Origin of the sequence: Nonomuraea sp. NPDC026600, from assembly GCF_040638335.1 — a bacterium.
Lineage (GTDB): Bacteria > Actinomycetota > Actinomycetes > Streptosporangiales > Streptosporangiaceae > Nonomuraea.
Genome location: NZ_JBEZYD010000002.1, coordinates 389,895 through 402,688 on the forward strand (window position 1 = coordinate 389,895; position 12,794 = coordinate 402,688).

Genomic DNA, 12,794 nt, shown 5'->3' on the forward strand with positions numbered 1-12,794 from the left:
ACCCCAGCGAAGGGCGCCAATCAGGTGAAGTCGAGGGGCCCGTCGTTGAAGAGCTTGAACGGTCCCCCCAATATAGCCTGCTGCAACCCGTCATCGTGCTCTCGCAAGTGGCGCTGGTAGCTGGACCCGTAACCGCTGTCGACGTACGTGTCGCGAGCCTCCTGCTCGTGGCCGAGCTGACTCCCCATCCGGTAGGCCTCCTGGTTGGCCGCCTCCTCCTGCTTGTCCCGCGCGCTGCTGTATTCGTCGAACCCCGTGCCGACCGGACTGTTGCCCCAGCGGTCCTTGGCCATGTGAACCTGGCGGACGAACTCCGCCGCGAGCGCCTCGGAACCGGCGGTGTCGGCTCCGCCGATGCGGATGACGTTGAGCTGCCGGTTGTAGTCGGACCACTGGATGTTCTCGCCGCTCTGATAGAGCGTGGTGATGCCGTGTTCCCTGGCGTAGGCCAGCGCCTCCCGCCCGGCGGCGGTCTCGTTCAGGACCCTCTCGGTGTCCTCCCGCGCCTGCGGGATGTCGTCCCAGGGGTTGAGCGTCATCGTGTTGACTCCGGCCAGGGCCGTCTGCGCACCCGGAATGATCATGGCGCGGGTCAGCATGCGCCTCGCCAACTGGAGAGACGTGACCGCGCCCCGGGCGATGTTGCCCTCCACCTGGGCGAGGGCCACGGCGAGGGCCTGGCGCGTCTCCATGATCCGCCGCCTGCCGAACAGCACCCCCAGCACCGGCCCCAGCCGGAACCCGCGGATGAGGGCGAGCAGCAGCACGATGAGCGTGATGACGACCAGGTACTTCCACGCGGTCTTGAACACCACCAGTGCGGCCGTGCCGGTGCCGACCAGCGCGGCGGCCACGAAACCGTCGTCCATCCGCTTCGACTCGAGGCCGTAGTCGTCTTCGAAGACGTTGACGTCGCCGCTGTGGTTGCCGGCCGCCCGCACCTGCGCGGCGGCCGGGTCCGCCTGTGCCTTGCCGTCCTTGGCGGCGGACGCGAGATCCATCCAGGAGCCCGACCCCTGAAGGCGGGACATCTCATCAGAGCGCGGATAAGGCGCGTCCGCCGCGACGAAGCTGTGCACCATGCGCAGCCCGGCCGGCAGTTCCCCGTTCACAGCGCCCGCGTCGGGTTCACGGCCGCCCAGCTGGACTCCTCGGCCTGGGCGAAGTTCGTCTCCGACTGGGCGTGCTTCGACGCCATCCCGCGCAGCCGCTCGGCGGCGCCACCGAACGCGCCCTGCGCCAGGTCGACCAGTCCGGCGAACTCGACATCGAACCGCCCGCCGGGCCGATCGGGACCGCCGGCCGCCGCCGCTCGCCCGGCGCCGTCGAGCGAGCCCCACATGGAGCGCTCAAGCCGGTCGGCGGTCTCCGCGAACCCGCTCGCCGAGACGAGCCGGCTGCCGAAGACGATCCGCACGTCATCCCTGTCTTCCATCAGCGTTTCCACCACTCCGCTAGTGACCGGCCGTACGCACGCGGTCGTGGTACGGCCCTTCGCCGCGCGCTCATGGGGCCGGCCGCATCAGCCGGTCCAGCCTCATGGTCAGCTCGTTCGCGACGGAGAGGATCTCGTTCATGTTGCCGTGAGCGTCGGCCTTGATCTCCTGAAGCATGGCGTTCAGCTCGGGCGCGTCCTGCCGCAGGGCGTCGGGGACGGCCTGCGCCGCCCGCTCCTGGGCGGCGAACCGGGCCTGGCCGAACGCCACCCTGATCGCGGCGGCCAGCTCGTACGAGGAAAGACGCATCCCCCTCGGGTCGATCACCAGCTCGGCCAGGTCACTGGTGCCGTCGACCGTCACCTTGACGAAGCCGTTCGCCGCCACGCCGGTCTCCCGGATGGCGGCGAACCGGTCCATGAAGTCCGGCTCATCCGAGGGCTGGTCGTTCATCCGCGGCGTCTCCCCGATCTCTTGGCGCTGCCGAGATCCTAGAAGGAGGCGTCGGCGGCCTCCGTACATGATCATCAGAGTTCATCGACGGTTCACCACGCGTTCTGGCCCCCTTCGCGGCGCACGCCGTGCCTAGCCGAGGGCGTGGTCGAGGTTGAAGGCGGCGCTGATGAGCGCGAGGTGGGTGATGGCCTGCGGGAAGTTGCCGAGCTGCTCGCCGGTGTGGTCGATCTCCTCCGCGTACAGCCCCAGGTGGTTGGCGTAGGTGAGCATTTTCTCGAAGGCCAGGCGGGCGTCGTCGAGGCGCCCGGCGCGGGCCAGGGCTTCGACGTACCAGAACGAGCAGATCGAGAACGTGCCTTCCTGCCCTTCGAGCCCGTCCGGGCTGGCTTCGGGATCGTAGCGATAGACCAGCGAGTCGGAGACCAGCCCGCGGCCGAGGGCGTCGAGGGTGGACAGCCACTTGGGGTCGGTGGGCGAGACGAACTTGGCCAGCGGCATCATCAGGATCGACGCGTCCAGGACGTCGTCGTCGAAGTGCTGGACGAACGCCTGCAGCGTGGGCGACCAGCCGCGTTTCATGATGTCGTAGTAGATCGCGTCGCGGGCCTGCCGCCAGTGCCGTATGTCGGCGGGCAGCCCCCGATAGGAGGCCATGCGCATGGCGCGTTCGATGGCCACCCAGCACATCAGCCGTGAGTAGACGAAGTTCTTGCGCCCGCCGCGGGTCTCCCAGATCCCTTCGTCGGGTTGGTCCCAGTTCTCGCAGACCCAGTTCACCAGCACGCAGACCTGCTCCCAGCGGTCGCTGGAGATCGGGTTGCCCCACTTGTTGTAGAGGTAGATGGAGTCGAGGAGTGCTCCGTAGATGTCCAGTTGGAGCTGGCTGACGGCGGCGTTCCCCACGCGTACCGGGGCCGAGGCCCGGTAGCCCTCCAGGTGGCTCAGCTCGCTTTCGGGCAGGTCGCTGCGCCCGTCGATGCCGTACATGATCTGCAGCGGGCCGGTATTGCGGTCGCCGCTGGAGCGGACGTGCGTGGACAGGAAGCCCATGAAGGCCTCGGCCTCCTCGGTGAAGCCGAGCCTGAGCAGGGCGTACACGCAGAACGCCGCGTCGCGGACCCACACGTAGCGGTAGTCCCAATTACGGCTGCCCTTGAGCCGCTCGGGCAGGCTGGTCGTGGCCGCGGCGACGATCCCGCCGGTCGGCGCGTAGGTGAGCAACTTCAGCGTGAGGGCCGAACGGTGGACGACCTCCCGCCACCGGCCCCGGTAGCGGGAGGCGGACAGCCAGTTCCGCCAGAACCGCACCGTGGTGGCGAACTGCTCCTCCGCCTCCTCGATCGGGCAGCCTCGTGACGTGATCCCCTCGCCGACCCGGTCGAGGGCGAACACCGCGTGCTCGCCCTCCTGGAGTTCGAACCGTGCCCAGGCGTCTCGCCCGTCGGTGTCGACTGGCACGCTGGCGGACAGTTCGAGGGAGAGGCACTCCGACTCGAAAATCGTCGAAGCGCCCTGCTGGCGGACCGTGTGGGATTGCCGGGCGTAGTCGAATCGGGGAGCCACCCGGGCGCGGAACGGGAGCGTGCCGCGGACGCAGGCGACCCGGCGGATCACCCGATGCCGATCGGCCTCGCTCGAGTCGCCCTCGATCGGCATGAAGTCCTGAATCTCACCCACCCCGTCGACGGCGAAGAAGCGGGTGATCAGGACATTGGTGTCCGGGAAGTAGAACTGCTTGGTCTTCGCCGGGGTGTCGGCGTACAGCTCGAACGAGCCGCCCTTGTCGGCGTCCAGGATCGAGCCGAACACGCTCGGGGCGTCGAAGCTCGGACAGCAGTACCAGTCGATCGTGCCGTTGGTGCCCACGAGCGCGACAGTGCGCAGGTCACCGATCAACCCGTGCTCTCCGATCGGCAGATACCGGGAGTCCTCGGGGTAGTCGCCTGGTCCAGCTGTCATATCCGTTTTCTGCCACTATGTCGGCAAAATATGCAGGTTGCGAGGTTGGGACATGGCCAGACGAAGCAGCGGACGCTGAGCACGGAAAGGGCCACCCGAATCCTCGGGTGGCCCTTTCCGTCTCCGCTTCCGGCTAGGAGCACCTCCTGCCGCTGTTGATGCATCGGACGACGGTGTTCATGAGCTGCTTGGACATCACCTCGATGGCGCCCGCGTGGTCGGTGTTCGGGCTCTGCTGCTGGCTGGCGACCCCATCCAGTGCGAACGGGACGTCCGTACCGTTGGGCTGGGTGTTGGGCACGTTGCTGTAGACCAGCGTCATGCGGAGCTGCGGTACGGTCTTGGTCCCGCTCGGGCAGGCACCGTTCTCGTCGGGGAAGACGACGTGGGTACGGTGGTCGGCGCTGTCGAGGTTCTGGCCGTCCCAGCAACTGGGCATGTCGAGGATCCGGACGACATCGCTGCCGTCCGGGCAGATCGGATACTTGTCGGTCAGCCTGTCGGTGAAGCCGGTGCAGCTGAACGTCGGCCGGGCGTTGTCCGCGCTGGCGGCCGGGGCATCGGCTGGGGCATCGGCTGGGGCGTCGGTCGGGGCGTCGGCTGCGACGTCAGTCGGGAGGTCGGTCGGGACATCGGTGGGAAGGTCGCTCGGAACGTCCGTGGGGAGGTCGCTCGGAGCGTCGGTCGGGACGTCGGTCGCGGTGTCGGCCGGGGCGTCGGCCGCGCTGTTGGTCAGCGCCATCGCGTCGCCGGTGACCAGCCTGAGGAAGCGGGGCGCCGCCGTGACCCGCGACGTGGCATTGCCGCGGAACTGCAACTGCACCGCGGAGGGCAGCACGGACGTGCTCTTGTCCCCGGTGCGTACCTGCAGGGACGGCCAGAAGTACGTCGACTGGTCGGCGCTGATGCGGCAGGTGGTGTCCGCGGCGGCCAGGCTCTCGTTGGTGGAGAAGGCGTCGGTGGACTCGTTACCCACGTAGTTGTTCAGGTGCTGGGCGCCGTTGGACACGCCCGGAGCGGTGATGACGTTGTCGGAGTTGGTGTGTCCCTCCTGGTCCGTACCGCACTTGGAGACGAAGGTGCCGCTGGACGCGATCCTCTTCGGCTGCTGTACGGGGGAGACCGCCTGAATGTCGATGAAGTCGTCGGCCGACGGGCCGGCGGTCTTGGCAGCGGCCGAGGTGGAGGCGGCGCTCAGCTTGCAGGTGGACAGCGCTTCCACGGGGAGGTTGGGGCGTGCCGCTGTTCGGCCGATGGCTGTGGCGATGCGGTTGATGGTGGCGGTTCGTTTGTCGGCCAGTGGGCCGAGGATGGCGTTCTGGATGAAGTTGGGGCCGCCCTCTCCTGCCGAGGTGACCAGGCGTTTGTTGGCTTCGGCGATCTGGGTGTTCAGCAGGGCGAGGTTGCGGTCGACCTCGGCCTTCGCCGTTGCCGGGATCTCCGGGAGTTTGTCCGCCACGCTTGGGCAGGTGATCGTCTTGCTGCCGGTGCTGGGGGGCGCGGTTCCGTTGTCGGACGGAGGCGAACTGGGGGAGTCACTGGGGGACTCAGGGGGCGAGGTGGAGGCGGCGCCGAGCTTGCAGACGGACAGTGCTTCCACGGGGAGGTTGGGGCGTGCCGCTGTTCGGCCGATGGCTGTGGCGATGCGGTTGATGGTGGCGGTTCGTTTGTCGGCCAGTGGGCCGAGGATGGCGTTCTGGATGAAGTTGGGGCCGCCCTCTCCTGCCGAGGTGACCAGGCGTTTGTTGGCTTCGGCGATCTGGGTGTTCAGCAGGGCGAGGTTGCGGTCGACCTCGGCCTTCGCCGTTGCCGGGATCTCCGGGAGTTTGTCCGCGACACTCGGACACGTGATCGTCTGAGCTGTGCCTCCGGGCGCCGGCGCATCAGAGGTCCCCGGTGTCGCCGAGGCGGAGGCCTCAGGCGCCGGGGCGGCGGTGGCGGCGGCGCCGCCGAGCTTGCAGGTGGACAGGGCTTCCACTGCGAGGTTGGGGCGTGCCGCCGATCGGCCGATGGCCGTGGCGATGCGGTTGATGGTGGCCGTGCGCTTGTCGGCCAGTGGGCCGAGGATGGCGTTCTGTACGAAGTTCGGACCGCCCTCTCCGGCCGAGGTGACCAGCCGGTTGTTCGCTTCGGCGATCTGGGTGTTCAGCAGGGCGAGGTTGCGGTCGACCTCAGCTTGCGCCGCTGCCGGAATCTCCGGAAGTTTGTCCGCCACGCTTGGGCAGGTGATCGTGTCTGCGCGGGCGGACATGTTCGCCAAGGTCAGCGACTGCCCCGCTGCGGGGGAACCCGCAAGGACGAGAGTGATACCTCCGACTACGGAAACAGCAGCTAACCATGGCCTGAATGGCCTGCTCCCCGAGGCATTCGCCATACGGAACTCCTCTCGGGTTAGGAACGTGAACCGGAAAGCCCGGTTTTCGTGAGATACGGGATGACAAGCGGCATGGTTCACCCACCAGCAAATTCCCTCGCCGGCGGGAATTGCCGAAATAAATCCTGCGCGCATTGAACTGATGTCCGTTATGTCGCGTATCTCGCTCCTATTACGGCGCCGGAGTTTCGCCACAGGCAGGGCGAGGACCGTGGCCGGGACGATCCTCACACGATCATCAGCGAGGTCGTGATGACCCTATGCACCTAACCAAGCGCTTGCTACGCTCCGATCATGTTGTCCACGATCGTCTGGGGCACCGGCAACGTCGGCCGCGCGGCCATCCGTGCCGTCGAGGCCCACCCGGCGTTGAGACTCGCGGCCGTACTCGTCCACGACCCCGGCAAGGTCGGCCGCGACGCCGGCGCGCTCGCCGGGCTCGGCGATCTGGGGATCGCGGCGACCGACGACGTCGACGCGGTGCTGGCCACCGGCCCCCGCGCCGTCGTCTACGCGGCCTCCGGCGACATTCGCCCCGATGAGGCCCTCGCCGACATCATCAAGGCGATTCGCGCCGGAGCCGTGGTCGTCACCCCCTCGTTGTACGCGCTCTACGACCAGCGCAACGCCCCGCCCGAGCTGCGCGAACCGGTGCTGGCTGCCATCTCGGACGGCGGCGGCTCGCTGTTCGTCTCCGGCGTCGACCCGGGCTGGGGCAACGACGTGCTGCCCCTGCTGATCAGCGGACTGGGCGGCACCGTGGACGTGGTCCGCTGCCAGGAGATCTTCGACTACTCCACCTACGACCAGCCCGACTCGGTCCGGTACCTGGTCGGCATGGGCCAGCCGATGGACTACGAGCCGCCGATGATCGCGCCGACGATCCCGACCATGGTGTGGGGCGGGCAGGTACGGCTGATGGCCAGAGCCCTCGGCGTCGAACTCGACGAGATCCGCGAGACCGTGGACCGGCGCCCGCTCGACTCGACGGTGGGCACCGAGACGATGGGCGAGTTCGAGGCCGGCACCCAGGGCGCGGTGCGGTTCGAGGTGCAGGGCATCGTCGAGGGCGAGCCCCGCATCGTCATCGAGCACGTCACCCGCATCCACCCGTCCTGCGCACCGGACTGGCCGACCCCGCCCGACGGCCAGGGCGCGCACCGGGTGATCATCGAGGGCCGCCCGCGCATCGAGGTCACGGTCGAGGCCACCGACGAGGGCGGCAACCGGGCCGCGGGCGGGAACGCCACCGCGGTCGGCCGCCTGGTGAACGCCATCGACTGGCTCGTGGACGCCGAACCCGGCCTCTACGACGCGCTCGACGTCCCCCTGCGCCCCGCGATCGGCAAACTCGGGAGGAAACACCCATGAACCTCGACATCCCCGAGGGAAAGGACGCGATCGAGTACGTGTGGGGTGAGATGGTGCCCGGCATCGGGATCGCCGCCTCGCACTTCTCCCTGTCGGTGTACGCCCACACGACCCTCGGGCTCCGCGAGTTCGAGGCCGCACGGCTGCGGATCGCGCAGATCAACGGCTGCGCCTTCTGCCTCGATTGGCGTACCGAACGGGACGGGCAGAAGGTCGAGGAGGAGTTCGCCGACGCGGTCACGCAATGGCGTACCACCGGCGCCTTCGACGATCGCACCCGGCTGGCCGCCGAATACGCCGAGCGGTACGCCCTGGATCACCACGGCCTCGACGACGAGTTCTGGACGCGGATGACCGCGCACTACAGCCAGTTGGAGATCGTCGAGCTGAGCATGAGCATCGGCTCCTGGCTGGCGTTCGGACGGCTCAACCACGTACTGGGGCTCGACACCGTGTGCAGGCTGCCCAGCGGCCCGTCGCCCGCCCCTAGACGGGCGTCCTAGCTGACACAAAGGCGCGAGCAACATGCAGGACCTGTTCTCATCCCACCGAGAGTAAGGACCATCGGATGAGTGACAACACCCCGCGCGGTACCGGTTCCAGAGGTGTCTCGCGCCGCGGATTCATCGCGGGAACCGTGGGAGCCCTGGCCCTCACAGCACACCCCACCGCGGCCCGGGCGGCAGCCGGCCCGATCGGCGACGGGGCCCACGTCGCGGCCCTGGTGATCGGTACCGGATACGGCGGCTCCGTCGCCGCGCTGCGTCTCGCCCAGGCGGGCGTCGACGTACACATGATCGAGATGGGTATGGCCTGGGACACCCCCGGCTCCGACGGCAAGATCTTCTGCAGCACGCTCTCGCCGGACAACCGGTCCTACTGGTTACGCACCAGGACCAAGGCACCCCTCAACTACTTCCTCGGCTTCCCGATCGACAAGGACATCTCCCGCTACACCGGGGTCCTGGACGCCGAGGAGTTCAGCGGCATCACCGTCTACCAGGGGCGCGGTGTCGGCGGCGGCTCGCTGGTCAACGGCGGCATGGCGGTCACCCCCAAGCGGGAGAACTTCGCCGCCGTCCTCCCGTCGGTCAACGCCGACGAGATGTACAACACCTACTACCCGCGCGCCAACGCCGGGCTCGGGGTCGGCACGGTCAGATCGGCCTGGTTCGACTCCACCGACTGGTACCAGTTCGCCCGGGTCGGCCGTAAGCACGCCCAGCGCTCCGGCTTCCCGTTCGTCTTCGTGCCCGACGTGTACGACTGGAACTACATGGAGCAGGAGGCGGCCGGCACCGCCACCAAGTCAGCCCTGGCCGGCGAGATCCTCTATGGCAACAACTACGGCAAGAAGTCCCTGCAGAAGACCTACATCGCCCAGGCCAAGGCCACCGGCAAGGTCACCATCTCGCCGCTGCACAAGGTCACCTCGGTCGCCCCGGCGGCCGGTGGCGGCTACACGGTCGTCATCCAGCAGATCAACACCAACGGCGACACCACGGCCACCAAGACCGTGATCGCCGACCGGGTGTTCTTCGCCGCCGGCAGTGTCGGCACCAGCAAGCTGCTGGTCAAGCTGAAGGCCACCGGCGCGCTGCCCAACCTGAACGCCGAGGTGGGCAAGGGCTGGGGCGACAACGGCAACGTCATGTGCGGCCGTGCCAACCACCTGTGGGACCCGACCGGCAGCTCCCAGTCGACCATTCCCTGCGCCGGCATCGACAACTGGGCGGCCGGTGGCGCGTTCGCCGAGGTCGCGCCGCTGCCCACCGGGATCGAGACCTTCGCCTCGTTCTATCTGTCGATCACCAAGAACCCGAACCGCGCCCAGTTCTCCTGGAACGCCACGACGGGGCAGGTCGATCTGAACTGGCAGACCGCCTGGAAGCAGCCGGGCATCGACATGGCCAAGACGATCTTCGACAAGATCAACTCGACGGAGGGGACGATCTATCGGACCGACCTCTTCGGCATCTACAAGATCTGGGGCGACCACCTCACGTACCACCCGCTCGGGGGCGCCGTCCTGAACAAGGCCACCGACAACTACGGCCGCCTGGCCGGCTACTCGGGCCTGTACGTCATCGACGGCTCACTGATCCCCGGCAACACCAGCGTGAACCCGTTCGTCACCATCACGGCACTCGCCGAACGGAACATCGAGAAGATCATCGCCACCGACCTGTAGCGATCGATCAGCCCTGTAGCGATCGGTTGGCCCTGTATCGATCGGTCAGTTCTGTAGCGACCGATCAGCCGAAAGGGGCCGCGGCTTGCCCGCCGCGGCCCCTTTTTCCGCGCTCAGTCGCCTAACCGAGATTCACCCGGGTGATCGCGTTGACCCGGGTCGCCATGATGTTCACGTTGAACACCGACATGTTGGTGGTGGCCGTAGTGGCGCCGCACCGCAGCCGAACCACCCCGGTGGTCGCCACGACGCGGGCGGTGCCCGTCGCCAGGCTCGCGAGCTGACCGTTGGGGCCGACCGTGGCGACGACACTGGTGTTGTTGGTGCTGCCCTCGCTGATGATCAGGAACGAGCAGGACAGGGCCGCCGCCGTGGCGGTGTTGTTGCGGGCCGTGAGCGTCGCCTCAGCCGTCCAATTGCCGGCCGGAACGTTGAACAGGTAGTCGGCAAAGGTGTCGGCCGTCACCGTCCTGGTGGCGAACGTGTCGGCGATGATCACCTCGGGCGGCACCGCGGCGTTCGCCGGAGCCGCCAGGCCGACGCCGACGATCAGAGCCACCCCCGCGACCAAGGCCACCCACAGCCCGCGCACCCTCGTGAGAATCGCAGTAAACATGAAACATCACTCCTCGCATCCGGGGCAGCGCCCGCTGCCCACCCGATGCTCAGATGGTCTCGATCACCGTTGCAGTCCCGTTGCAACTCGCCCGCCAGGCCGGTGCGGCCTGCCGCCCGTGACGCCGTGTGGCGTGTGCCTGTGCGGCCTGCCGCCCGTGACGCTGTGCGCCCGTGCGGCCTGGGCCTGTGCGCCCGTGCGGGTAAAACGGGTGGTGGGACGCCGGGTCCGGTCGGCTCGCCTCATTGAGGTGAACCACTCAAGGACCGCATCAGCGATCGGAAAGCCCCGCTCCTTGGGGTGAGCGGCCCAGAGGATCGCGGCGGCGATCGGAGAGCTCGGCCCATTGAGGTGAACGGCCCAAGACCGCCGGCCGGATCTGAGGCAGATCCAGGCCGGGGATCGCGGTCACCGGCAACGGCAGAGGGATGCTCAGGGGGCGTTGGTGTTCTGCGCGGCCTGGTAGACGGCCATCGCCTCGTTTCCGAAGAAGGGGCCGAACATGAAATCGGGGGCGAAGTCGTACTTGAAGCTGTTGACGGAGTTCAGCCAGCCGAGCCCGGTGGACTCGTTGAACCCCTGGAACCACGGCCCGCCGCTCGCCCCGCCGGTCATGTTGCAGCGCAGCCCCTGGTCCCTGGTCATCACGGTGTCGTTGAACGCGCGCCCGCTGCAGTAGACCAGCTTCGAGCCGTCGAAGGGCGGCGCCGCCGGGTAGCCGAAGGAGAACATCTGCCGCTGCCTGGGCTGGTTGAACGCCACCCCCTGCCCGCCCACGACGTCGGTCAGCGTCCGGCCCTGGAGCGGCGCGACCACGGCGGCGGCCACGTCGAAGTTGATGTCCTCGCGAGCGTTCCACTGCTGCGTGGTCAGCAGCCGGCTGGCCACCCAGGTGCCGAGCGGGCGCCGGCCGTTGTCGAAGGCCGGGATGAACACCCAGTTCCGGTGGAAAGCACCGTCTGCCTTCACGCAGTGTCCGGCGGTGATCACGACGCTCTCGTTGGCGCTGGTCACGGCCGAGCCGGAGCAGGAGGCGTTGCCGCCGTTGGCAGTGGTGAAGAAAACGCGTCCGGTGGTACGCACGACGGCGCCACCGTCGGTCCACCGGAGGCCGGGGCTGTTGGGCACCCGGGCCTGCTCCTGGGCCGCGACGCCCTGGACCGTAAAGGGGGTGCCCTGGGTGGCGACGGCCGAGGCGACCCGGGTGGTCCCCTGGGAGCGCTGGGTCGTGGTGGTAGAGGCGCCTCTCGTGGCCCACGGCGTGCCCTGGGTCGGCGCGCCCGACCCGTTGGAGCGTCGCGGTGTGGGTTCGTCGAGCGGCTGCGCCGCCATCAGGCGCTGCTGCGTCCAGTACTGCTGGACGGTCCTGCGCTCCGACCAGGAGTCCGTGGCGGACCACCTGACGGGCGTGGGGTCGGCGCTGGTCCAGCCACCACTGGCCTGGGCGGCACCCGCGGGGACCAGGGCACCTGCCACGGTCACTGCGACGGCGGAGAGCAGGGCGACTCTGCGGTGCATTACATACCTCCCGAAACCGGAATCTGCCATCAGGAGGTACGTACAGCGCCATGAATCTTCCTCAAGGCATACGCAAACCGGTATAGCGGCATTTCGCGACGACCTCGCGACGCCGTTCCTTCGGCGCCACCGAGCGGGTGGCGGCCGACCGCCAGTGGGCCGACGGCCATGTGATCGCGAGGAGCTGTCGGCGATGGCGTGGCGGACGGTCATGCGCAGAGTGCTGGCACCTGGTTCGCGGCCGAGCGGTGCACCAGGGAAGGCCGTACGGCTTGCCGATCCCCGGCCGTGATGCCTACATGACGTCAGCGTGGGGCATCTTGGACTTGCGTTGACGCCATTATGACGTCATAGTTGCGTCATGGACCTCGCGCCGTATGTCGACCAGCTTCGCCGTGAACTCACGATCGCCGCCGAGGCGGGCGGCGAGGACGCTCGCGCGCTCGCCGAGCGTCTCGCCCTGACGCTCGAGCCGGCCACCAGGCTCGCCCTGCTGGAGGCGCTCTCCGCCGCCGCGGACGAGATCACCCGTGACCTCGCGCCGGGTTCGGTCGAGGTACGCCTGCGCGGACCCGATCCCGGCTTCGTCGTGACGCCACCACCGGTCGGTCAGCCGTTCGGCGAGCCCGGGCATGCCGGGGGAGCCGAGAGGGGTGCCAGGCCGCCGGACGCCGACGAGGGCGGCACGTCGCGGATCTCGCTCCGCGTTCCCGAGCAGCTCAAGCCGCGCATCGAGGACGCGGCCACCCGAGACGGGCTCTCGGTCAACACCTGGCTCGTCCGCGCCGTCTCCGCGGCACTCGAACCCGACGGCGGAGGCCGGCGCGCGGGCCCGCGGACCCAGCGGAGCCACAGCGGCTGGGTCCGCTAGCC

The 12,794-nt window shown here is 68.5% G+C and carries 11 protein-coding genes; 4 read left to right on the forward strand and 7 right to left on the reverse strand.

Annotated elements, in window-relative coordinates:
- Positions 1-20 precede the first annotated feature (20 nt).
- The 5 genes from AB0F17_RS05330 to AB0F17_RS05350 form a co-directional block, all read right to left on the reverse strand.
- Positions 21-1,112, reverse strand: coding sequence for a hypothetical protein (locus tag AB0F17_RS05330; protein WP_358016591.1), 1,092 nt, complete (start codon positions 1,110-1,112; stop codon positions 21-23).
- Positions 1,109-1,435: a hypothetical protein gene (locus AB0F17_RS05335; RefSeq protein WP_358016594.1), complete on the reverse strand. Its 327-nt coding sequence runs from the start codon at positions 1,433-1,435 to the stop codon at positions 1,109-1,111. Before AB0F17_RS05335 ends, AB0F17_RS05330 begins: the two co-directional genes overlap by 4 nt.
- A 70-nt stretch (positions 1,436-1,505) precedes the next feature.
- Positions 1,506-1,889 carry a YbaB/EbfC family nucleoid-associated protein gene (locus AB0F17_RS05340; RefSeq protein ID WP_358016597.1) on the reverse strand — a complete coding sequence of 128 codons (384 nt, stop codon included), beginning with the start codon at positions 1,887-1,889 and terminating at the stop codon, positions 1,506-1,508.
- 132 nt (positions 1,890-2,021) lie between these two features.
- Entirely contained in the window at positions 2,022-3,851 is a 1,830-nt protein-coding gene (locus tag AB0F17_RS05345; protein WP_358016600.1) for a glycoside hydrolase family 15 protein, read from the reverse strand.
- Positions 3,852-3,984: 133 nt separating this feature from the next.
- Positions 3,985-6,102 carry a DUF1996 domain-containing protein gene (locus AB0F17_RS05350; RefSeq protein WP_358016603.1) on the reverse strand — a complete coding sequence of 706 codons (2,118 nt, stop codon included), beginning with the start codon at positions 6,100-6,102 and terminating at the stop codon, positions 3,985-3,987.
- 417 nt (positions 6,103-6,519) lie between these two features.
- Here AB0F17_RS05350 and AB0F17_RS05355 point away from each other — a divergent pair, with 417 nt between their 5' ends.
- The 3 genes from AB0F17_RS05355 (at position 6,520) to AB0F17_RS05365 (ending at position 9,787) form a co-directional block, all read left to right on the forward strand.
- The gene (locus AB0F17_RS05355; protein ID WP_358016606.1) at positions 6,520-7,596 is read left to right on the forward strand and encodes a dihydrodipicolinate reductase; all 1,077 of its coding nucleotides are present in this window, start codon (positions 6,520-6,522) and stop codon (positions 7,594-7,596) included.
- Positions 7,593-8,099 carry a carboxymuconolactone decarboxylase family protein gene (locus tag AB0F17_RS05360; protein ID WP_358016608.1) on the forward strand — a complete coding sequence of 169 codons (507 nt, stop codon included), beginning with the start codon at positions 7,593-7,595 and terminating at the stop codon, positions 8,097-8,099. The genes AB0F17_RS05355 and AB0F17_RS05360 overlap by 4 nt, the downstream gene beginning before the upstream one ends.
- Before the next feature lie 65 nt (positions 8,100-8,164).
- Positions 8,165-9,787, forward strand: a complete 1,623-nt coding sequence (locus AB0F17_RS05365) for a GMC oxidoreductase (RefSeq protein WP_358016611.1) — start codon at positions 8,165-8,167, stop codon at positions 9,785-9,787.
- Positions 9,788-9,908: 121 nt separating this feature from the next.
- Here the strand turns inward: AB0F17_RS05365 and AB0F17_RS05370 are convergent, their stop codons facing one another.
- Both AB0F17_RS05370 and AB0F17_RS05375 read right to left on the reverse strand, forming a co-directional pair.
- Positions 9,909-10,403: a hypothetical protein gene (locus AB0F17_RS05370; protein WP_358016614.1), complete on the reverse strand. Its 495-nt coding sequence runs from the start codon at positions 10,401-10,403 to the stop codon at positions 9,909-9,911.
- A 432-nt stretch (positions 10,404-10,835) separates the two neighbouring features.
- On the reverse strand, positions 10,836-11,921 hold the full coding sequence (locus tag AB0F17_RS05375; protein WP_358016617.1) for a peptidase: 1,086 nt from the start codon (positions 11,919-11,921) through the stop codon (positions 10,836-10,838).
- A gap of 361 nt (positions 11,922-12,282) precedes the next feature.
- Here AB0F17_RS05375 and AB0F17_RS05380 point away from each other — a divergent pair, with 361 nt between their 5' ends.
- Positions 12,283-12,792, forward strand: coding sequence for a hypothetical protein (locus AB0F17_RS05380; protein WP_358016620.1), 510 nt, complete (start codon positions 12,283-12,285; stop codon positions 12,790-12,792).
- Positions 12,793-12,794 lie beyond the last annotated feature (2 nt).

Excerpts from the sequence above, each read along its gene's own strand:
- AB0F17_RS05340 (WP_358016597.1), bottom strand. The coding sequence starts at position 1,889 with ATGAACGACCAGCCCTCGGATGAGCCGGACTTCATGGACCGGTTCGCC.
- AB0F17_RS05345 (WP_358016600.1), bottom strand. The coding sequence starts at position 3,851 with ATGACAGCTGGACCAGGCGACTACCCCGAGGACTCCCGGTATCTGCCG.
- AB0F17_RS05335 (WP_358016594.1), bottom strand. The coding sequence starts at position 1,435 with ATGGAAGACAGGGATGACGTGCGGATCGTCTTCGGCAGCCGGCTCGTC.
- AB0F17_RS05370 (WP_358016614.1), bottom strand. The coding sequence starts at position 10,403 with ATGTTTACTGCGATTCTCACGAGGGTGCGCGGGCTGTGGGTGGCCTTG.
- AB0F17_RS05350 (WP_358016603.1), bottom strand. The coding sequence starts at position 6,102 with ATGTCCGCCCGCGCAGACACGATCACCTGCCCAAGCGTGGCGGACAAA.
- AB0F17_RS05365 (WP_358016611.1), top strand. The coding sequence starts at position 8,165 with ATGAGTGACAACACCCCGCGCGGTACCGGTTCCAGAGGTGTCTCGCGC.
- AB0F17_RS05355 (WP_358016606.1), top strand. The coding sequence starts at position 6,520 with ATGTTGTCCACGATCGTCTGGGGCACCGGCAACGTCGGCCGCGCGGCC.
- AB0F17_RS05375 (WP_358016617.1), bottom strand. The coding sequence starts at position 11,921 with ATGCACCGCAGAGTCGCCCTGCTCTCCGCCGTCGCAGTGACCGTGGCA.
- AB0F17_RS05360 (WP_358016608.1), top strand. The coding sequence starts at position 7,593 with ATGAACCTCGACATCCCCGAGGGAAAGGACGCGATCGAGTACGTGTGG.
- AB0F17_RS05380 (WP_358016620.1), top strand. The coding sequence starts at position 12,283 with ATGGACCTCGCGCCGTATGTCGACCAGCTTCGCCGTGAACTCACGATC.